Genomic DNA, 20159 nt, shown 5'->3' with positions numbered 1-20159 from the left:
GGCGGTTTCCTTATTTTTAAGCGTGAAACACCATTCTTGGATAATACGATTCGGAACTATTTCTACAATTTTATAAAGATCTGGTCGCCAACACGTCCAAGCCTCCTGGAAAATTTGTATATTACGCATTGCTTTACCGCTGATTGCACCGTTTATAATAAATCGATCGGCTCTCGCCATTGCCGCAAAAATAAATCCGAACATAAATCCATCGAGGACAAGCGGTTCAGGAGGGTTTTCGTCAACTAAGTCGAAATATATGCCGGTTCTCAAATATACTTTCGGCAAATTGCACCCATGTAGTTTGATTAGGCGCCTTGTACCACTCGCAATTGCGTTTTGCTCGAAATCCAAAATTAAATCCATAGCTAGCGCGCCTCTATTCGACATATTCCAATCATAGTCATATTTCTGGTTGGCGCGCGAATAATCCACCAGTTTTTTAACGGGAACCGCAGTAGAATTCACGCAGCTATTTTTCACTTTCTTTGGGGGGGGGATGCCGCCGATGGCCATGTTAGGCCCTTCATTGTTATAGGTCCATAGCCATTGTGTGGTGGATTCCTGTGCCTCCTCTATGCTTTCAACGATGTATTGGTCGAGCCACTCATGCCGGACGCTGCGATTGTAGCAGTCGACAAGCGCATTCTGGCTGCCGCTTTGCCGGGGTGGATGTGGCTCAAGCCAATGCCCTGCTTTTCAGCCCATTCCGATAGAGATGAGAGAAGTCATCAAATCGATCGGTCGCAGAAAGGGATAGCAAGGCCGTGCTATTCGGAAAGCCGTGAGCCGGATCGGCTGCCGGTAAAAACCGCAAGTTCAACTCACGGGCACGCAACCGCCGATAGCGACCTTCACTGGTCGTAGCGATTTAGACGCGCGTTCGCCGCCTGTTCAATCCATCCGTTTTTAGGCGCCGTTGAGCTTTGCCCATGCCGACGCTTTTTCCCACAGTCGATCGTTGATGACGCGGCAGGAATTTGGTGAAGTACCGTCAAAACTGGCAAGACCACCGGCATTTCTGGATCGATTGGGTACTGGAGTTGGGCCGTGAACACGTGGGCGGAAGAAGAGAGAGGTCGAGAGGGTGAGGACGGTTTCTCGCGAGGAGCTTTACGAGCAGGTCTGGTCCAAGCCGATGACCAAGGTTGCTGCGGATTACGGCGTTACGGGCACGGCATTGAAGAAGACCTGCGATCGCCACCACATTCCAACACCAGAACGCGGATACTGGGCAAAACTGAATTACGGCAAGCGCGTCAACAAGCAAGCGCTGCCTCCATCGGCCGAACCAAACTTGGCGTTGGTGAGGATCGCGGGAAGTTCCGAGCAGCACCTGTCGCCGTCGGTCCGCGAAGCCACAGAAAAAGCCCGAGATAGGCTCAACAAGCACGCTGCGGCTGATCCGATGGTGGCCGCTACGCCGGAGTCTACGCCCAGCTTCGTTGAGCTCCCGTCTCTCGCGGTCACAAGGCGCGCGATCTCAAAGGCGCGTCCGGACGATCAGGGCTTCGCGATCGTTCGGTCCAGGGGCGTTGTCCCTCTCAAAATTGCAGTGGCCTCCATTGAAAGGGGAATTCGCATCCTAAGTCAGTTGTTCGCTCTTGCAGAAACTCAAGGCCATTTGCCCAAGGCAACCGAGACCGGGTTGGTGCTCGTTGTCGAGAATGAATCAGTTGCGTTCGGCCTGGAGGAGCAGCCCGAAAAGACCCTGCATCAACCGACGCCGGCAGAATTGAAACGGCGGGATGAAAGAACGCGTTGGGGCAACACCAACGACGCTTGGCCCAGGTACGACCAGTCTCCATCCGGCCGGCTCGCTATCGTCATTCACGCCAACCCGTATTCAGGCCTTCGCCGCAAATATTCCGACGGAAAGACGCAAACCTTGGAAAGCATGCTGCCGGACATATTGGCAGGCTTCGCTGGACACGCGGCGTTCATCAGCGAACGCAGGAGACAAGGCGAGGAACGAGAGCGTCGTCAACGAGACGCCGAAGCCCAGCGGCGACGCGAGGAAGCGTTCAATAGCCGCGAGAAGCGCCGTATGGAATTTGTGGATGCGATCCATGAACAACTGACCCATCGGGACAAGTTGAACGCGGTGCTGACCCATCTTGAGAATGCGACGCCTGAGGATGTCGGCAGAATCAGCGCGATGGCGACCTGGATCCGGCAGCGCCTGAAGCAGATCGATGCTCTGATCAGTCCCCATTTCCTCGATATTTCGGCAAGATCATCGAAAGTCGATTTCGATGAGCCAGACCCTGAAAAAGAGGCAGACAGCGGCAATGGCTACTTTGGTTATTCGCCTTCCGTCAGCCTTCAACTTTGGTCGATTGACAACGAAAAGAAGCTGGCCACCGCGTGCTCACCGCTGGAATGGGCGAGCGCTGCAGGGTCGATGGTCGAGAAGAATCCGGCGGATTAGAGGAAACTATTCCGCATGTGAGATGCGCGATCATCAAGATCACGCTGAAAAGCTATCGCCTTCTGGTCGTCTATTACGCCCCGCTGAGGGGTAGATCATGATCCCGGGAAGAATTTCTGCCTGACACGGCGATTGCGCCCCAGCGCCCGTTCGAGCTCCAGAACCGACAGGTGGTATTGGTCGACTCGGCGTTTCGAGCAGATCGCGTCGAGCTTGTCGTAGAGTGTGGCGTCCATTTGAGCTGAGGTGATCACGCCGAACCCTTGGGCGCCGTATTGCTCGAGCATGTCGCCGACGTCCGTCAGCCGTGTGGCTCCGAGGGACGAACCGTTGGTGACAAGCTTGCACTGGAAAATCCATTTCTTCGGCTCCACCCAAGGGCCTATTGTTGCCTCATGGATGATGATATCGCGGCCGCCATCCCTCGACCTCGATTTGCCGAGCTTCCGAATGGTATCGGAATTGAACTTCGGGTTGTCGAAGATCAGCTGATAGCAAAGCTCTTCGAAGGCTTCGTCGTCCAAGCTCGTCCACTCGCACTGAAAGAACGGCGCGGCGCCGGTCGCGGTGGACAGGTCTTCCGTCATTTGGGCCGAAGCCTCGCGGAGCGCCTTGGCCGTCTGCAGCTGCGCCGGCCTGATGTCGTAGAGGAAATGGAGGAAATAGCCATCATTGACGAACACAAGCGTACCAGTCTCGTGAAGGTAGCAGCCTTCCGCGAGCGTTGGCATGCCTTCTGCCGTGTCCCAAGTCGTGATGCCCATAGGAGCGGTTTTCTCTGCTTTCGGCGAACGGAGCGCGCTGAAGGGTTCGGATGACCGGCGTTCGCCATACTCGTCGTCTTGGGTCACGAGCCCCGCGCAGACCCGGGATTCGAAATACAGACCTGATGGGAAGCGGACCAGGAGACCCTTGTGATGAACGAACGACTCGCCGTTGATGTTGACGAAGTCGGCGGGCAGGAAGTCATTCAGACGGTACTTCTGATCCGTTCCCACGAAGAATCGGTCGGGGTCTATCGCCACCGGCACAAGCCACCCGGTCCGCGAAGCATAGCAGCTGCCCCCTAGTATCCCGCTGAAGCCGCTGCGATGGAACCCGAGGCGACGCTCTGGGAAGCGCTCCATCTGACTGCTCCATGCCTCCGGCGCTTCGGATCGCAACTCGCTGTTCGCGGCGTGAAGGTTGGCGAAATACCAGTCGATAATCTCCGGTGCTCGGGGAACCAGAGTCTCCAGCTTGTCCTCATACTCATAGACCTGTTCGCGAAGGTTCTGCAGTTCCTCCAGTTCTGCATCGTCTGTGAAATCCTCGAGTTCCCCGAGCAGAAGCGCGCAGTCGGCGATGGCGCCGAATAGTCCCGGCCTTGGTCCAGTGAGGACGGCCCTGATGCAGCGGTTGGCTCCGGGTGGGTTCTCGGTCCTGACACACTTCGCATGTGCAGCCATCCGTTCGATGGCCCACGACGCGTCAAGAAGATCTCCGCAGATGTCGCGATAGGACTGGGTTGACCCGAATGAAGGGAGCGGCACGTAAACGAAAATCCGATCGTAAGCATGTGGATCAAGCGTCGCCAGATTCATTTCGAACTCTTCGCCGAGATCGATCTCGAGCGTTCGGGCATTGCCCCCGGCATCGTCCTCCATCTTCTTCATCCCTTGTGCAAGGTACCAGCCGCACCGGCTTCCGCTTCTGGCTTGCATCCCGGTTCAACGACGATTGTAGGCTGTCAGTCGAAACACAGAGTCACTCGGATTGGCGAGCTGCCGACATGGTGCCATTTACAGCAGATACGTCCGGATTACGGGCCACAATTTAATTGTCAGACGATCTGATGCGCGCGCACGATGGTCCCACCAGCGCCCAGACGGCATCTACAACCTCCACCAGCGACAGGCCGTCGTGGTCGATTGATTGTGCGTAGGCATGCCATTGGCGCTGCTTGGTCGCATCGTCCAGCAATGTCGTTGAAAGACCAGGTGGCCGACCGTCAGGAATGTCAGTATGTCGCCGCTCGAAAGTCGCTCGGATAGCAGCATCCAGATCCGTATCTGCGAGAGGGACTGCCTTGGGGATCGCCCACAGATCGTAGTAATCTTTCATGCGACCGTTGGCGATGCCCAGCGCGACCATGGCCTGAAATTTCTCAGCGATAACTGTTGCCGGGGGATAGGTCCGTATCTGCGGCGTCTCCATGCCAAGCAACGATGGATAGGCGAGCGGTTGCGCCGCAGCCGCCAGAGCGTCGCCAAACCCTATGTCGATCGTAACTGGGATCCTGGACCGCTCCAAGAAGGCCGTCGTGCGTAGGCGCACCCCGCCATATTCCATCTCTTCGCGGATCGTAGTTGCAGTCAGGCCTTGGGTATCGAATACAAGCCCATCGTCGGTAGCGATTGCCATGATTTCGGTAAATGTAGCTCTGAGCTTTTCCGGGTTGGCGTCGCCATGCCCAAGAAAGTCAGCGTCTCGCGTCTCGCGATTGCCACCGTCGATCCATAGGGTAACGAGCATCCCTCCCTTCAGAATGAAACGATCGCGCTGGTCCGACACAGACAGGCGGTAGAGCAGCCGTTCCAGCGCGTAGCGCACCAGCACGACCTCATAGATCCGGCCTTCCTTGCGCGCGAGGTTCAGCAACCGCTGCTTGATCGAGGCAGCCTGATTTGTCGTACCTTTAGCCATTCGAGGTCAGAGCCTCGAGATAGGGGCGCATGATCTTCCAGGAGTCGCCTGCGATTGCCGCCTCCGCGATTGTACCAGGTGTGGCCTTGCGCTGGTCGAGGGCAGCTCGCAGCCCCTCCACTGCAACCGAGCGGTCGACCAGCTTGCGGTTGCGGAAGATATCGGCGAGCGTCTTCGGGACCGAGAAGATGGGAACGTCGACTCCCGATATCCGATGATGCTCGATTCCCTGGTCCATGTACTTGTCACGAAGTTCGACGATGCGGATCGGCGGGTATGAGGGCGCCGGCGCTCCCCAGTCCTTGGCACTGATAGCAACCCAGATCTTGCGAGGCATCTGGTCGGTCAGCCCGTGAAAGGCGAGCGCCGAAACCATGGCAATGACGCCTTTGGGGACCCTCTTTGCAGCTTCTGCGAGCGCCTGCTCGGTCTCGACTTCACTGTCGGCACGTTGATAGAGGCCGCGGGAGATGCGGATAAGTTGGCCATTGTTGACAGCGCGCGAGATCGTCTCGGGCGCAATCCCGGCCTTGCGGAGTTCGTATGCGCGCATGATTGGCTGGGTGTCCAGGAGGGCAGCCAGTCGTTGGCGTTGGGTTGTTTGAGTCCGTTCCATGACGTGACATATCCTGGGTCTCGTTTCGATCATACCCAGGATATGTCACATTGTCGCTCCGTGACAAATCCTGGGTCTCATTTAAATCATACCCAGGATTTGTCACAATCCCGATGTCTGGCCCTTGGCTTTCTCAACTCGCCACTCCAGTCACAATGACGCTCTCCTGGTCAGCGGAGAATCGACACATGGGCGTACAACATCGCTTTCGAAATCGCCGCTTTCCGACCATATCCAGGCCAGCACCCGTTCTACCGTCTCATTGAGATACGCTGCCCGAAGCCCACATTCCCAGACGATAGCAACGCGCCAGCCTTCCGCATGCAAGGCATCGACCACCTCGCAGTCTCGGGTCATGTTTCGATCGAACTTCGCAGCCCAGAATTCCGGCCTGGACGCTGGTGTGCTGCACCAGTGACAACCCGCATGACGATGCCAGAAGCATCCGTGAACGAGGATTACCGCCCGTCGCGAAGACAGAACCATATCCGGTCGGCCAGGCAAATGTGCCCCGTGCAATCGATATCGCAGGCCAGACCGATGAAGCGCCTTTCGCAATGCCATTTCCGGCCTCGTGTTCTTCCCTCGAATGCCGGACATCATCCGAGAACGGGTCGCCTGATCAACTACATCTGCCATCGATCCAAGCCTGTCATTTCTCTGCAGAGCTGATATTAATCGGACCTTTGCTCCCGGGGTCGAAAGAGCGTGATTCTTGCCAACATATGCAGTTGTTGACATATTTGCAGGTCCTGGAGGACTGGCCGAGGGATTTTCGAGCGTTTCCGGCGCCGATGGGAAATGCGCGTTCAAGATCGCTCTGTCGATCGAGAAGGACAAGGCGGCGCACTCGACCCTGCAGCTGCGAAGCTTCCTGCGCCAGTTTGGCAATTCCCTTCCTGAAAGTTACTACAATCTGATCAATGCGGGGGGCGAAGTACCCGACTGGTCCAAACGGCACCCAAAGGAATGGGCCGCGGCGGAAGAGGAGGCTTGGCAACTCGAGCTTGGCAAGGAGGATCCCGAGGAGCGACTGAACGCTCGACTCGACGCCATCCGGGCCGAAAGTGAGGGCAATGTCATCCTCATAGGCGGTCCGCCCTGCCAAGCATATTCACTCGTTGGCCGTGCCCGCAACCAGGGCAAGGAAGGGTATGTGGCCAGCGAGGATGAAAAGCACTTCCTGTACAGGGAATATATCCGCATCCTCGATCGACTCCGGCCCGCGGCCTTTGTCATGGAAAACGTCAAGGGCATGCTGTCTTCGTCGGTCGATGGCGAGAATCGGATTTTCGATCAGGTACTTCGTGACCTGCGTGGAGACCGGCCGCATGGAGAGCCATACCGGCTGATTGCACTGGATCCGCGTAGCCGAGGACAACTCGGCTTTGGCAGGTTTGAACCACGCGCCACTGATTTCATAGTTCGTGCCGAGGATTTCGGAATTCCTCAAGCACGCCATCGAGTGATCGTCGTCGGCCTAAGGTCCGACCTGGCTGCGGACTTGCCTGATTCCGCCCTCGCCGACCTGATGGTCCGCCATAGCCTGACTGCAACCGTCGGCAACGTACTGGATGGGATGCCGAAGCTGCGCAGCGGTCTCAGCCGTGGTGTCGACAGCCGGGAGGAGTGGAAACAGATGGTCAGCATCGCCATGGCCTTTGTCGCCGACGTGGACACCGGTCTCGCGGATGATCTGCAAGCAGCATTTGCGCAGGCGGCTCATCGGTATCATACGACCTTCGAGAGCCTGAACGACATACCTGGCCGTGAGGCGCGGGGCGTCGGCATCTCGCCAGCCTGTCCAGCCGACCTTCGTGACTGGCTGATCGATCCCAGGCTGGAGACACTGCCAAATCATGCGACTCGTAGCCATATGGCGAGCGATCTTGCCCGTTACTTCTTTGCAGCGGTCTTCGCCGAAGTCGTCGGCCGCTCGCCGAAGGCGTCGGATTTCCCGGAGGAGCTGGCACCGGAGCACGAGAACTGGAACTCCGGCAAGTTTGCCGATCGCTTCAGGGTGCAACTCTCCAAGGCTCCCTCAACGACCGTCACGAGTCATATCTCCAAGGATGGACACTACTTTATCCATCCTGACCCAATGCAATGTCGCAGCCTTTCGGTACGCGAGGCGGCGCGCCTTCAGACCTTCCCCGACAACTATCTCTTCCAGGGCAATCGTACCCAGCAATATACCCAGGTTGGCAATGCGGTGCCGCCTCTCCTCGCCCGCTGGATCGGTGAAGCTCTTTTCGTGATTCTGACTGCCGAGAGAAGCGATGCGACAGAAAACGAAATGAAGCTGTCGCATGTTGCCTGACCAGGCTGGTTGGAAAGACTCACGCTGATATTCGCGTACGGTTCTAGTGGCGAAGTCGTTCGCGATTTTTTCATTTCAGCTTGCAGCCGATGGCCTGCAGCGTACAAGGTCCATTCGGGGCGATGAGTCTATTCATAGCGGGGGGGCGATGTCGGTATCAGCGACACAAATGGATGCGTTTGTCAGGCAGCTGCGCGCGCGCCTGTCATCGGCTGACGGCCTGGATGATGCGGCTCGCCTCGTCCGGCAGGACCTCGAACCGTTCCTTGGTCGCTTCTCGGACGAGACCGAGCAGGATTTTGCCGCCGCCATCGAACAGGTTCGCGGATCCATTCGACCCGTCGAAATTCTCAGGGTGAATTCGATCTTCCGAATCCGCCAGGACTGGTATCACGGGCCGGCGGAAACTGATCGTCACTGGCCCGCGTTGCGCGCGTATCTCGTCGATTCCAAGGGCTGGTCCGCAGACACCGTCGATGACCGCATCGGCAAGGCCTCGAACGAGATCGTCTCGCTGCTTGAGAATCCCTCGAAGGAGAGCTTTGCATGTCGTGGTCTGGTCGTTGGACACGTTCAGTCCGGCAAGACCGCCAACATGACCGCCGTCATCGCAAAGGCGGTCGACGCCGGCTACAATCTGGTGATCATTCTGGCTGGCCTCACGAACAAGCTTCGCAAGCAGACCCAGGGGCGCATGCAGAAGGATCTGGTCGATCGGCTGAGAGACCAGTGGCAGCTCCAGACTCGCGAAGACGAGCAGGGCGATTTCAGGATGCCGCCCAATGGCGGCTTTCCGATGCCCGTGGATGGGGCGGCGCAGCTCGCAGTCGTGAAGAAGAATGTTGCTCCGCTCGGACAGCTGCTTCTCACACTCGAGCGCACCCTGCCCGCGATTCTGCGCCGTCTCAAGGTCCTTGTCATCGATGATGAATGCGACCAGGCGAGTGTGAACACGGCCTCCGGCGAATACGACATGACGCGCATAAACGAGAGGATCCGCCTCATCCTCAAGAAGATCCCGGCAAATTCCTACGTAGGATATACCGCCACGCCGTTCGCCAACGTGCTCATCAACCCCTTCCCCGCTGGGGGAAGGGAACTCGACGATCTCTACCCGAAGGACTTCATAACCGCCCTGCCGACGCCGGATGGCTATTTCGGGACCGAGCGTCTGTTCGGCCGCCCGCCCGTCGACGCGGATTCCCCGCAGCCGGAAGAAGAGGGGCTCGACATGATCCGGGAGATCCCGGAGGACGACATCGCGTTCCTTCAGCCGCCGAGCCGGGCGGAAAAGGATCATTTTCAGCCACGCATGACGGAATCGCTCGAAGATGCGGTCCTGTATTTCCTGGCTTCCTGCGCAGCGCGACGGTTCCGAGGCGATGCGGACAGCCACATGTCGATGCTGATCCACACGTCAGCTTATGTGATCATGCATGAGCGGCTGGCCACTCTGGTGAAGGCATGGCTCGAGGTTATCGCCGACCAGATCACGGACCCCGGATCTGCTCTTGGGACAAGGATGCTTGGTCTCTGGGAGGCCGAGCAGCAGCGCGTGCCCGATGACCTCTGCGCCCTGCCCTACGTCACCGGACATCAGCTGATGCCATTCATGCCGGCGGTCCTCGAGGCACTGGAAGTTCCTGTCGAGAATGGCACCAGCGAAGATCGGATCGACTACGATGGCCCTCCGCGCACGTACATCGTGGTCGGCGGCTCCATCCTCGCTCGTGGCCTGACGATCGAGGGCCTGTGCGTGAGCTACTTTCTGCGCACATCCAGCCAGTACGACACGCTGCTGCAGATGGGGCGGTGGTTCGGCTATCGGCCCGGATACGAGGACATGCCGCGCATCTGGATGACCGATTCGCTCAGCACGGCATTCCGTTCGCTCGCCCTCATCGAGGCCGAGATCAGGGGGGATGTGGCCGAGTATGCGGTTCGCAGGACCACTCCGATGGAATTCGCGGTCAGGGTGAGGTCGATACCGGGGATGGCGATCACAGCCGCCAGCAAGATGAGAGCGGCCGTCCTCACCGACGTGAGCTATGCCGGCAAGCACGTGCAGACGATCCGCTTCGATCATCGCAGGCCTGAGATCGTCCGGGGGAACTGGACCGCCGCCGCCCATCTGATGACACAGGCCACCGACCTCGGGTTACGCGACCTGGAATCGACGCGCATCCTGTTTCGCAGTGTGCCCGGCCGCCTGATAGTGCAGTTTCTCCGGGCGTACTCGGTGCAGGCGTCCCACAGGGAGCTCTCTGCCGAGTTCCTGCTGGGGTACATCGAGGCATCTGGCGACAGCGCGCGGACATGGAACGTCGGAGTCGTCGAACCGAGAAGCGGGGACCAGTCGGCGAAACCGATGGGCGAGCTGGGACCGGTACGGCTTTCAACAAGAACGCGACTGGAGCGGCCGGATGATTTCGCCGACATCAAGGCGCTGATGTCGCGAAGGGACGTCCTCTTCGACTGCGCCGATGGCGGAGACGCCGCGACAGAGACGGATTGGACCAGGCTGAAGGCCGTGCGCGCGGGTGTCGTCGGCAACGTGCCGCTTCTGCTGCTCTATCCGATCGACAGGAACTCGACGCCGAGAAAGGCGTCGGGCCAGCGCGTCGCCCTTGAAGCCGTAGGAGATCTGGTCGGCTTCGGGATTGTCTTCCCCGGGTCGGCAGACGGGTCAGGCGGATATTACAGCGTGAGACTGGAACCACCATCGGCCGACGATCTCGAAGACATCGAGGACGAGATCGCCGAACAGCTCGAGGCCGGCCGTGTCCACTGAGCCATCGCTCGAAGAGTGGTCCATGCTGCGCCGTGGTGGTCACGCATCGAGCGAGCTCGGGATTCCCAGCGTGGATACGGGAATCGAGACTGGCTTCGGAAGCATTCGCCTTGCGCTGGGCAATGCGGGCGAGCTGCGCGTGCTCCTCCCGATAAGACACAGCGAGAGAATCACCCAGGTCCCGAGCAGTCCATCGCTGGGGATCGGCATCGCGACCTACTCTCTGAATGGTGTCTCGGTACGCTATCTTGACATTATCTGCCTGGCAGCCGGGCTGGACGGGGTCTTTGCGGATGTCAGCGCAGAGATGATGAAGCGTATCAGGGCTGGTTCGTCTCCAGTCGACGCCTGCGCGTCGACGCTCGACGACTTCAGATCGCTGCTCGCCGATCCGGCTTCTGGAGTAACTACCCAGGAAGTGAGAGGTCTCGTCGGCGAGCTCCTGATGCTCCGGCGGATGCTTCGGCTTGATGCGCGCGCCTGGCAGCTCTGGCGCGGCCCCATGATGGAACGTCATGATTTTCGCGCCGGCAGCCTCGCGCTCGAGGTCAAGACCTCCGCGAGAGTGACTGGCCTTTCGGTCAGGATTTCCTCGGTCGATCAGCTGCTTGCTCCAACGGGAGGCGTGCTGCATCTCGTGCTCTATCAGCTCGAGCAGTCGACGGGCGGCGACCTTTCGGTGTCGACGCTGGCCGCAGAAGCCATGACAGCGGCATCGGACTCCCTCGGGGTCCGGAATCTTCTTGCGGTTGTCGGCTGCGCTGATCCGAACGCCCCGGTATGGAACATGGCGAACTTTCGTCTTGAGGGCGAGCACCACTATGTTGTCGGCGGCGACTTCCCCAGGATTACCCCGGAGAGCTTCGCGACCGGGGCCCTGCCAACGGGCATTTCCAGCCTTTCCTACTCAATCGACCTTGTCGCGGCCGAGTCCAGCCGTCTGGCTGCCGTTCGTGCCGACGCTCATGTCAGCGAGATGATCGCATGCCTCGACCACCCCTGACATTGCACTCCGAGGCCTACTCGGCTTCCGGCAACCTGGCCGCCGACGGCTATCTGAAGCTGCTCGGTGCGCCCTCGATCGATCTTGTCCAGACGGTGGTGAGGGAGGCCGTGCAGAACAGCTGCGATGCCGCCTTGTCCGACGGCGGAGCCGAGGTCCATTTTCGGTTGCGCACGCTTGATCCGCAAGAGGCCGCGGTTCTGCGTGTCGAGATACTGAGCCAGCGACCGCTCGACGGCAAGGCGGCGGGCAGCCTCGACGATTTCCTGCATTCCGAAAGCCTGCGCGTGCTCGAGATCTGTGACTTCGGCACAGCCGGTCTCGCCGGGCCGACCAGAGCTGACCTGGCGTCTGATGACGGGCCAACCGACTTTGTCGATTTCCTGAGGAACGTGGGTTCACGCCGCAACACCGTGCACGGCGGCGGCACATACGGCTATGGCAAGACCTCTCTCTATCTGGCGAGCCGCTGTTCGACGATCGTGATCGACAGTCAGACCTCCTTTGCAGGCGATCCGGTCCGCCGCCTCATCGCTGCCCAGCTTGGATCAGCATTTGACGCGGACGACATGAACGGAGTGCGACGAAGGTTCACCGGGAGGCACTGGTGGGGTGTTCCTGCCGACGGCGAGGAGTACGTCGACCCGATCGAAGGCCAGGAGGCTGCGGACCTTGCCGACGCGATCGGCTTTCCTGGGCGCGACGCTACCCGATCAGGCACCTCGATCATGATTCTTGACCCTGCGTTTGTCGGCACCGATGGCGAGCATGCGATGAGCCTCGTGCAGGAGGCACTGCTCTGGTTCTTCTGGCCCCGGCTCATCGCGGACACGCCCGAGACGCGGAAGATGCACTTCCGCGTTTTCATCGACGATACGGAATATCCGCTGCCGCGGCCTGAGGACTTTCCTCCGCTGGATCTCTACGCGCGTGCAATGAAGGCCTTGCGGACCGATCCGGCGAGTGCCGAGGAGATACGCTCCTTTCGGCCGAACAGGATGCTTGGTCGCCTGAGCATGGTTCGAGGGCTCCGGGCAGATCGAATCTCGCCAGCAGGTCGTGAGGGTAGCCTGTTCCCGGAGCGATCCGCCGCGATCGCCGTGATGCGGCCTGTGGAACTGGTGGTTCGCTACTACGAAGGTTCGCAGCTTCCCGATAATCGATTCGAGTGGGCTGGTGTCTTTGTCGCTTCAGATGATCAGATCGTCGAGGCTGCCTTCGCAGAAGCAGAGCCGCCCGCCCACGATGATTGGCAGTTCGAGGCGCTCGCCGACAAGGAGGCGCGCAGTATCGTGCGGATCGCCGTCCGCCGCATCAAGGTTGCCGCGGCAGAATATGCAAACCCGCCGGCGGCGCCGCCGATCGCCGGCGATACTGGGCCGTCGCTTGCGACGGTCGCCGGCCTGTTTGGAAGGGTACTCGAGGGTGAAGGCGAAGGCGCTGGTCCTCGAGCTCCCGGGGGCGGTGGTGGCGGTGCAGGCCGTGGTGGCAGCGGCGTCACTCGGCCCTTGTTCCTGAGACTGGAGGAAGGCCAGGACGGGCCTGTCGCGGTTTTCGAAATGATCGTGAGGGGCGACGGCGCGGCAAACTCGCTGCTTCTTGAACCTGCACTTGTGATGGACGGCGGCACCGCAGCCGAAGCGCCCTCGACCGTCAAACCTCATGTGCTCGACGCTCGCGATGAGCTCGGAGAATCGCTCGGCAGCGGGACGCGGATCGAGATCGGTGATCGAGTCGGCAGGTTCGAGGTGGCTGTTGCGATGCCATCCGATTGCGCCGTTACCCTCGGTGCGCGACTGTCCGCGGCAGCCGACGCATGAGCCGTATCGCCTTTCCATTCCTGACGCTGGGGACTGACGCCGTGCAGGCCGGCCCATGGGTACTCGTCGAGAACGATCGTGAAGTCCTCATAGAAGATCCCTGGATTGCGGACTGGGACAGCGGACGAGACGTGACCCTCAGGCGCCGGATTGCTGTCGATCTCGATATCGCCGCCTCACAGCTGCGGATCGACATCGCGCAGCTCGCCCTGGTGCTGTTGATGCGCGTCGGCACGGGCGCGGGCAACATGCCCCGAACGATCATTGCAGCCACGCGTCGCGAAATTCGCGCTGGAGAAATTCTTCTCGAGGAGCGGGTAGCGGGACACAGCCTTTCCCAGCGCCTTCTTGCCGAGACAATGATCCTCCTCGGCCACCCGGGTGCAGGCGCCCACACGCTGTCCCCGTCGCGACCCGCATCGAAGCTCTGGTCTGACCGGATCGATCTGCGTCTCGAGGGCGAGGAGCCCAGATTCCCGATGGAATCGCTGAGTTTCTCTCGCCGCTTCGCCGGAAGGCCGGAAGCCTATGCGCCATGGTACCTGCACTGGGCTCCAGGCAACCTCCACCGGGACTTCGGCGGAGCTGTTCGACTTTTCCTCAACAGCGATCGCCCCGACTTCACCGAGCGTCTTCTGGCCGGCGATCGCGCCACCCTCCAGGTGGTGCTTGCCGATGTCATGACGCAGATCATCGCGACATCGCTGCGACAGTCCGATTTCGAGCAAGCGGTCGCGGAGAGCGACTCCAACTCCATAGCAGGCAGAGTCGAGTTCTGGATCCGGCTGGCCTTTCCCGGCCAGGACATCCAGACGATTCGGAGCATGCTCGATCTAAGACCATCCTCGTTCCATGCAGCGATTCTCGCCGCTGCGGACGTCGCGACGGAGGAGGCTCGCGCATGAGCGTGGCACTACTGCCGAGACTCGACCGCATCGCAGTCGACGCTTGCCTTTCGTCTACAGCGGGTCTCATGGTGACCGTCGATGCTGGGCTGGACTCTGCCCATTTTCCTGTCGAGGCAACCTATGCTGCGAGCGGTGGAAGCCCGGTGCCCGACGAGTTCCTTCGGACACTCCGATCTGCTCTGCTCGAGATCGGGCATGCCTGCGGATTTCCGGACCGCGGCAGCGCCATCGAGCGAGCTCGGTTCGACGAACTTGCATCCATCCACCTTGCACAGGTGCCTGAGTTCGAAAGCGGCGAAGCACTGCGGGATGACGTGTGGGCGTTCCTCGCGACGGTAGTTCTGCCTGACGTTGTGGCATGGCGATTCGCCGGAAGGCCGGCCGAGCGATTTCAGGGAGGCATCCGCAATGCATTCCAGAGACTGTGGATGAGAGGGCGAATACTCGACAGAGGTCCTCGGGCCGGCCGCCGCTGGGAGCTGCTGGCAGAGCTCACGGAAGATGCTCTTGTCCAGATCACCGAGCGCCCATCCATCGGAAGTGACGCGCGACTTGCGCGCGGGTTCGCCGAGGCCTGGGTCAGGGCGGCAGGTCGGCTCGGCCGTCCGGCTATGGAAGATGTGACGCGGGAAGCTGTCATCCGGCTGAGACTGCGGAATCAGATCCAGGTCCTCTCGGAGATAGAGGATTCCGAACTGGGGACCGTCATGGATTCCTTCTTCACCGGAGACAGTACACCGCCGGCGCCTGCCAAGCCCGGTTGGGTAGGCCGCCTCCTCCGTCGGACCTGATCAGCAATTGGCAGCAGTTCTGTTCGCAGGAACGATGCGAATGCGCTTGCGGTTCTATCAGCCCCTGAAACTGTCTCAGGGGTCGGCAACGAGGGCATCTACCTGGCAAGGTGAAGCGAGCGAGCCTCGCCGCCATCCGACATGGGCGGGATCTCATCCGGCTGCGGAAGGAGTGCGTGCGGCCACTGTAACCGCCTTCCGGAGTTGTGCTTCGTCGAGGCTGGCAAAGCCGAACCGAAACACCTCGGGCGCGTTTGCCGCGTCCAGCGTCAACCGCATTCCCGGCGTGACGGCAGCGCCTGACCGAGCTGCAGCACTGGCCCAGGTCTCCGCACTTCGACTTCCACGCAATCGTAGCCACAGCGCCAAGCCTCCTGCTGGGAACGTGGCGTCTTCACCCAGAAGCCGGCGATTTCCTAGGCCAGGAAGTCGCGCCGCGCTGCATAGATGCGCCGCGCTTTGCGGGCGTGCCTGCGCAGTTCGCCGTCCCGATAGGCGCTGCCAGCGCTTGTTCGAGCGGCAGGTCGCCTTGGCGGTCGATCGCTTCGCGCCGGTCCGCCATGCGGGCATGGATTCCGGACGCGCGGCCACGTAGCCAACCCTTACCGCGGGCGCGAGCAATTTAGAGAGAGAACCGACATGGACAAAGGTCTGGTACGGATCCGTCCGCACGCCAAGCGGCAGCAATCGCACTGATATTGCTTCCGATATCAGCCGCCTAGGTTGAAGACAGAGCCTGCAAACCGGAATTCGAAATGAGAGGATCAGATGAGAAGCCGAGATTTCAGGTGGTTTCGGTCACTTTTTTCAGCATGCGTGGCTTGTCCGGATCTCGACCGAGAACGATCGAAATGCGTTCGGCGCTGCCATAGAACGACTGAATGAGGGAGATAGGATCAAGCGCCGGATGCAAGGTTTCCTTGAACACAGGCCGAAGCACCGCTGCTCCCGCGCGCTTCAACCGCTCCACATTTGCCACTGTCGTGGAAAGTGCAGCGTCCTTCGGAGCGAAAACCAAGATCGGAAATCGCTCCTCTACCAGTTCCATCGGTCCATGCATGACTTCGGCCGCCGAAAAGGCTTCGGCGTGCAGGCCACTAGTTTCCTTGAACTTCAACGCTGCTTCTTGCGCCATAGGCAGCGAGGGGCCGCGCCCGAGAACATAGAGTGAAGTCGCATCTGCAATGACGTCCTCAACTTCGGCCCAGCGATGTTCTTGCGCCTTTTGAAGGTCGGCGGGAAGGCGGTGGATGGCTGCGCTCAATTGCGCATGCCCCGCCAGCGCCGCGATAATCGCTGCCGCCAGACTAGCGGAGGCGATGTAGGTTTTGGTTGCAGCTACGCTCAATTCCGGTCCCGCATGGAGCGGCAGGCAGATGTCAGCCTCCTTGGCAAGCGGCGAATCTGAATCGTTGGTGATTGCGACGGTCGGCACCCCAGCGCGTCGCGCTTCCGCCTGAAAGGAGAGAATATCCGGGCTGCGCCCGGATTGAGATATGGTCAACAGAAGCGTGTCGCGCAGGAAGAGCCGCGCCGAGTAGATCGACACGACCGAAGCGCCGACCGAACAACACGGAATGCCAAGCTCGATTTCCGACAAATACTTGAAATAGGATGCCGCGTGGTCCGAGGAGCCGCGCGCGCACGTCACGAGATAAGATGGCCGGAGTTTGCGAACGAGCTTCGCAAGGTCCGCAATGGCGCTGGCATTTTCCAAAAGCATTCGCTCCACCACCGCCGGCGCTTGCGCCGTCTCCAGCGCCATGCACGTCGGCTGCGCAGGCACACTCATGTGCTGAGGCCGGTTATCATCGAGACGATTTCGTTGTTGTCGGTCTTCGCGGTTTCGCGGATGCCTATCTGTTTGCCACGCCGAAGAACGCAGATGCGGTCCGATAGGCGAAAGACCTGATCGAGGCTGTGGCTGATGAGCAGGATCGGCAGATTGCGCGCCTTCAGGGTCTCGATGATCTTTTCGACTTTGGCGGTTTCGGCGACGCCGAGTGCTGCTGTCGGCTCGTCCATCAGCACGAGCTTGGTGGCCCAATGAGTAGCGCGCGCGATGGCGACACCTTGCCGCTGGCCGCCGGACAGGTCGCGGATCGTCGCTTTCGCTGACGGGATACGGACGTCAAGTTGCTTCACCAGCGTCTCCGTCTCGGCCACCATGCGCTTGCGGTCGAGCCGCCGGAGCGGCCCTTTCACCAATTCCTTGCCGAGGAACATGTTCATGTAGACAGGCTGGTTGTCGGCGAGCGCCAGATCTTGGTAGACGACCTGTATGCCAAGCGCCTGGGAGTCGCTCGGGTCTGACATCGTCACCTCGGCTCCGTCGATCAACACGCGGCCCGCGGATGGCGGATGAAAGCCAGCGATGATCTTGACTAGCGTCGATTTGCCGGCGCCATTGTCCCCGACAAGGGCAACGACCTCGCCGGCGAAGATATCGAGGTCGAAGCGCTCGACCGCGACGATGGCGCCGAAAGCCTTGTGGATGCCCTGGAGCGACAGAACAGGCGTGACGTCGCCGGAAGCGACGGTAGGGATAGAAAGGGCCGGCATGGGGCGCTCCTTTACATTGGCCAGTCGGCCGGGCGGCCGAGCGCATCGTGGATGGTCTCGACAACCGGCTCACCTCTCGACAGACCGGCGACACCAGCGACATAGGCGCGCGTCACAAAGGCCTGCGGACGGAAGCCGAAGACGACGCTGTCACCTATGCGTGGCTTCACCCGACCAGAAGCGTCGATCATACCGTAGTAGTCGATCGAAGCGGGGACCGGTATGTCAACAGGCGCAAGTGCGGCATCCGATACTGTCGGCTCGCGCGAAACGATGGCCCTCACCTGGTAGTCGGGAAACACCGGATCGATATAGAGGCCGCCGCCGAAGCAAAAAGCCTCGCCGCCGATTAGGTGAGACACCTCGCTGAGATAAATCACTGCCGGCAGCTCCGGCAGGTCTTCCATTGCGTGCAGCGGCGTAGTGCCTGTCAAGCCATGGCCTGGTTCGATCTGGGTCGCGCCAGCCTCCGCCAGCATGGGCAGGATCTCCGCCGATGTGGTTCCTGGCGTGTTGATCTCAATGTCTTTTCGCCCCCCCTTGGCAAGCGCCTCAGCGGCGCGCTGCAGCGTCGAGAGGTTCGGCGTCGGTTTCACCTTGCGGCTTCTCGGATCGAAGAGCTGTGAGGGAAATGTGACGATCCCGCCGAAGCGGGCACCTGCGACGGAGTCGAACGCGTCGGCTACCGCAACGATATTATCAGCAGGGAAGCCGCCTTCGTGACCGCGATAGAAGGTATCGCCGTCGGCAACAATCCGAGCCAGGAGGGACTGTGTCCGCCCCAGCTTCGCGGAGGCGGCACCCGCCTCCATCGCCTTTTCCTGGCTGAAGACCGTCCAATTCTCCGGGTGCATTGATGCCGCGGCCTCCGCCTCGAACCGAGGCACTTGCACCAGATGGCCCAAATGACCGAGACCCATGCCAGCGCGTTGCGTGGCGCGCGCGCACTCCATGTCAACGGCAACCGACGTGGTGATGCCACCGCGCATGATCGCCTTACAGTACGACGCGTTGCGACCGATCTGCTTGGTCATCGCGTAAGCCTTCAGTCGGAACTTGGCTGCAACCTCGGCTATGTGCCGGGTGTTCGCCTCCACGGCATCGAGGTCGACAACATAAGTATTGGCCGGAAGCTTACCGATCTGGTGGAGAGCGATAGCTTGTTCAACGAGCGCCGGATTGCGGCGACGGATAAGATCGAGAAACATCGATTTTTCCTCCGTGTCAGCGGTTGGGTTCGCGGAGCGTCGTTGCCACCGCGATCAGGATGATCAGGCCACGGGCAATCATTTGATCGGACGGCTGATATCCCATGAGGATCAGGCCGTTGTTGAGTATTCCCATCAGCAGCGATCCGATCAGCGCGCCAATGATTGTGCCGGAGCCGCCGTTGAGACGCGTGCCGCCGACGATTACAGCCGCGATAACCGTGAGCAGATCTGCCTCGCCAAGGGTGTAGCGCGCGCCGTGCAGCCTGCCCGCGTAGAGCAGCCCGGCGAGGGCCGCGAGCATTCCGCTCAACACCAGCACACTGAAGCGTACTCGCAGCACCTTGATGCCGGTGGCGCGCGCGGCTCGGGCGTTGTCGCCAACCGCGTGGACATGAGCACCGTAGCGTGTTTCGCGATAGACGAAATAGCCGACCGCCACTGCAACCAACGTCCACAGGATGAGCGAAGGCAGGCCGAGCAGGGAACCCGAGCCAAAGAACGCGTTGAAGAAATCGTTTTGGATAGGAACCGATTGCAGGTCAGTCATTCGGCGCGCGACCCCGGCGAAAACGCCCATGGTCGCTAGAGTGACCAGAAAGGACGGTAGCCGCCCGTAGGCGACGAGTGCGCCATTCAGCACGCCAATGGCGGCACCCGCGCCAAGGCCGGCGACCACTGCCACCGGCCACGACCATTCACGCAGCACGACGGCGGCCAGAAGCGCAGAAACCGCGACAATGGAGCCGATCGATAGATCGATTTCACCGGCCGTCAGCACGTAAACCATGCCAATCGCCATGACAGTCACAGGCGCGGTCTGCTGGGCTATATTGAACAGGTTCGACGGCGTTGCGAAGCCATCGTTTCGCAAGAGGACAGCGAAAGTCACAAAGATCAACAAGAAGCCGACATAGATCACGTAGCGGCTTGGCGGAATGGTTTTGAAGACGGCTATCATACGAGCCTCGGAGCGTGTCACGGTTGATGTTAATTTGGATCGCAGGCGGCGCTTTGTGCCGCC

Annotated in this window: 15 protein-coding genes and 1 pseudogene; 7 read left to right on the top strand and 9 right to left on the bottom strand. The window is 60.3% G+C overall.

What is annotated here, in order from left to right:
* Nucleotides 1–477 precede the first annotated feature (477 nt).
* Nucleotides 478–716 (bottom strand): annotated as a pseudogene (locus YU3_RS39820) (transposase); the annotation flags it as partial.
* A gap of 422 nt (nucleotides 717–1138) precedes the next feature.
* Here YU3_RS39820 and YU3_RS0129120 point away from each other — a divergent pair.
* Nucleotides 1139–2431, top strand: coding sequence for a hypothetical protein (locus tag YU3_RS0129120; protein ID WP_036259820.1), 1293 nt, complete (start codon nucleotides 1139–1141; stop codon nucleotides 2429–2431).
* A 95-nt stretch (nucleotides 2432–2526) separates the two neighbouring features.
* On the opposite strand, the gene YU3_RS0129115 is transcribed toward YU3_RS0129120, so the two are convergent.
* The 4 genes from YU3_RS0129115 to vsr form a co-directional block, all read right to left on the bottom strand.
* On the bottom strand, nucleotides 2527–4077 hold the full coding sequence (locus YU3_RS0129115; RefSeq protein WP_198021735.1) for a restriction endonuclease: 1551 nt from the start codon (nucleotides 4075–4077) through the stop codon (nucleotides 2527–2529).
* A gap of 169 nt (nucleotides 4078–4246) precedes the next feature.
* On the bottom strand, nucleotides 4247–5116 hold the full coding sequence (locus YU3_RS0129110; RefSeq protein ID WP_027169526.1) for a nucleotidyl transferase AbiEii/AbiGii toxin family protein: 870 nt from the start codon (nucleotides 5114–5116) through the stop codon (nucleotides 4247–4249).
* The gene (locus YU3_RS0129105) at nucleotides 5109–5732 is read right to left on the bottom strand and encodes an AbiEi antitoxin N-terminal domain-containing protein (RefSeq protein WP_027169525.1); all 624 of its coding nucleotides are present in this window, start codon (nucleotides 5730–5732) and stop codon (nucleotides 5109–5111) included. Before YU3_RS0129105 ends, YU3_RS0129110 begins: the two co-directional genes overlap by 8 nt.
* A 150-nt stretch (nucleotides 5733–5882) precedes the next feature.
* Entirely contained in the window at nucleotides 5883–6371 is a 489-nt protein-coding gene (gene vsr, locus YU3_RS39815; protein ID WP_084508393.1) for a DNA mismatch endonuclease Vsr, read from the bottom strand.
* 76 nt (nucleotides 6372–6447) lie between these two features.
* On the opposite strand from vsr, the gene dcm reads away from it, so the two are divergent.
* The 6 genes from dcm to YU3_RS37700 all read left to right on the top strand — a co-directional run bounded on the left by dcm (nucleotide 6448) and on the right by YU3_RS37700 (nucleotide 15365).
* Nucleotides 6448–8052, top strand: coding sequence for a DNA (cytosine-5-)-methyltransferase (gene dcm / locus YU3_RS0129100; RefSeq protein WP_027169524.1), 1605 nt, complete (start codon nucleotides 6448–6450; stop codon nucleotides 8050–8052).
* A gap of 169 nt (nucleotides 8053–8221) precedes the next feature.
* On the top strand, nucleotides 8222–10843 hold the full coding sequence (locus YU3_RS0129095; protein WP_198021734.1) for a Z1 domain-containing protein: 2622 nt from the start codon (nucleotides 8222–8224) through the stop codon (nucleotides 10841–10843).
* A 22-nt stretch (nucleotides 10844–10865) separates the two neighbouring features.
* Nucleotides 10866–11846 carry a PD-(D/E)XK motif protein gene (locus YU3_RS37705; RefSeq protein WP_051334128.1) on the top strand — a complete coding sequence of 327 codons (981 nt, stop codon included), beginning with the start codon at nucleotides 10866–10868 and terminating at the stop codon, nucleotides 11844–11846.
* Nucleotides 11828–13666, top strand: a complete 1839-nt coding sequence (locus tag YU3_RS0129085) for a hypothetical protein (RefSeq protein ID WP_027169521.1) — start codon at nucleotides 11828–11830, stop codon at nucleotides 13664–13666. Before YU3_RS37705 ends, YU3_RS0129085 begins: the two co-directional genes overlap by 19 nt.
* Nucleotides 13663–14571, top strand: a complete 909-nt coding sequence (locus tag YU3_RS0129080; protein ID WP_027169520.1) for a hypothetical protein — start codon at nucleotides 13663–13665, stop codon at nucleotides 14569–14571. The genes YU3_RS0129085 and YU3_RS0129080 overlap by 4 nt, the downstream gene beginning before the upstream one ends.
* A complete protein-coding gene (locus tag YU3_RS37700; protein ID WP_156913630.1) occupies nucleotides 14568–15365 on the top strand; it encodes a hypothetical protein in 798 nt (265 codons plus the stop codon). The genes YU3_RS0129080 and YU3_RS37700 overlap by 4 nt, the downstream gene beginning before the upstream one ends.
* A 784-nt stretch (nucleotides 15366–16149) precedes the next feature.
* Here YU3_RS37700 and YU3_RS0129065 read toward each other — a convergent pair.
* Genes YU3_RS0129065 through YU3_RS0129050 form a run of 4 tightly spaced genes read right to left on the bottom strand, consistent with a single transcriptional unit; the run spans nucleotide 16150 to nucleotide 20096 of the window.
* Nucleotides 16150–17130: an SIS domain-containing protein gene (locus YU3_RS0129065; protein WP_245273694.1), complete on the bottom strand. Its 981-nt coding sequence runs from the start codon at nucleotides 17128–17130 to the stop codon at nucleotides 16150–16152.
* A gap of 23 nt (nucleotides 17131–17153) precedes the next feature.
* On the bottom strand, nucleotides 17154–17927 hold the full coding sequence (locus tag YU3_RS0129060; RefSeq protein ID WP_051334125.1) for an ATP-binding cassette domain-containing protein: 774 nt from the start codon (nucleotides 17925–17927) through the stop codon (nucleotides 17154–17156).
* Between the two features lie 11 nt (nucleotides 17928–17938).
* A complete protein-coding gene (locus tag YU3_RS0129055) occupies nucleotides 17939–19135 on the bottom strand; it encodes an alanine racemase (RefSeq protein WP_027169517.1) in 1197 nt (398 codons plus the stop codon).
* Between the two features lie 16 nt (nucleotides 19136–19151).
* Nucleotides 19152–20096 (bottom strand): ABC transporter permease, encoded by a 945-nt coding sequence (locus YU3_RS0129050; protein WP_036259812.1) that lies wholly within the window; start codon nucleotides 20094–20096, stop codon nucleotides 19152–19154.
* Nucleotides 20097–20159 lie beyond the last annotated feature (63 nt).

The organism is Mesorhizobium sp. WSM3224, from assembly GCF_000427725.1.
GTDB lineage: Bacteria > Pseudomonadota > Alphaproteobacteria > Rhizobiales > Rhizobiaceae > Mesorhizobium.
This window is presented reverse-complemented; position numbering and strand designations above follow the sequence as displayed.

Bases quoted from the DNA above. Each gene is read 5' to 3' on its own strand.
- YU3_RS0129050 (WP_036259812.1), bottom strand. From the start codon at position 20,096: ATGATAGCCGTCTTCAAAACCATTCCGCCAAGCCGCTACGTGATCTAT.
- YU3_RS0129105 (WP_027169525.1), bottom strand. From the start codon at position 5,732: ATGGAACGGACTCAAACAACCCAACGCCAACGACTGGCTGCCCTCCTG.
- vsr (WP_084508393.1), bottom strand. From the start codon at position 6,371: ATGGCAGATGTAGTTGATCAGGCGACCCGTTCTCGGATGATGTCCGGC.
- YU3_RS0129055 (WP_027169517.1), bottom strand. From the start codon at position 19,135: ATGTTTCTCGATCTTATCCGTCGCCGCAATCCGGCGCTCGTTGAACAA.
- YU3_RS0129095 (WP_198021734.1), top strand. From the start codon at position 8,222: ATGGATGCGTTTGTCAGGCAGCTGCGCGCGCGCCTGTCATCGGCTGAC.
- YU3_RS0129065 (WP_245273694.1), bottom strand. From the start codon at position 17,130: ATGGCGCTGGAGACGGCGCAAGCGCCGGCGGTGGTGGAGCGAATGCTT.
- YU3_RS0129060 (WP_051334125.1), bottom strand. From the start codon at position 17,927: ATGCCGGCCCTTTCTATCCCTACCGTCGCTTCCGGCGACGTCACGCCT.
- YU3_RS0129080 (WP_027169520.1), top strand. From the start codon at position 13,663: ATGAGCCGTATCGCCTTTCCATTCCTGACGCTGGGGACTGACGCCGTG.
- YU3_RS0129085 (WP_027169521.1), top strand. From the start codon at position 11,828: ATGCCTCGACCACCCCTGACATTGCACTCCGAGGCCTACTCGGCTTCC.
- YU3_RS37705 (WP_051334128.1), top strand. From the start codon at position 10,866: ATGCTGCGCCGTGGTGGTCACGCATCGAGCGAGCTCGGGATTCCCAGC.
- YU3_RS37700 (WP_156913630.1), top strand. From the start codon at position 14,568: ATGAGCGTGGCACTACTGCCGAGACTCGACCGCATCGCAGTCGACGCT.
- YU3_RS0129115 (WP_198021735.1), bottom strand. From the start codon at position 4,077: ATGGAGGACGATGCCGGGGGCAATGCCCGAACGCTCGAGATCGATCTC.
- YU3_RS0129110 (WP_027169526.1), bottom strand. From the start codon at position 5,116: ATGGCTAAAGGTACGACAAATCAGGCTGCCTCGATCAAGCAGCGGTTG.
- YU3_RS0129120 (WP_036259820.1), top strand. From the start codon at position 1,139: ATGACCAAGGTTGCTGCGGATTACGGCGTTACGGGCACGGCATTGAAG.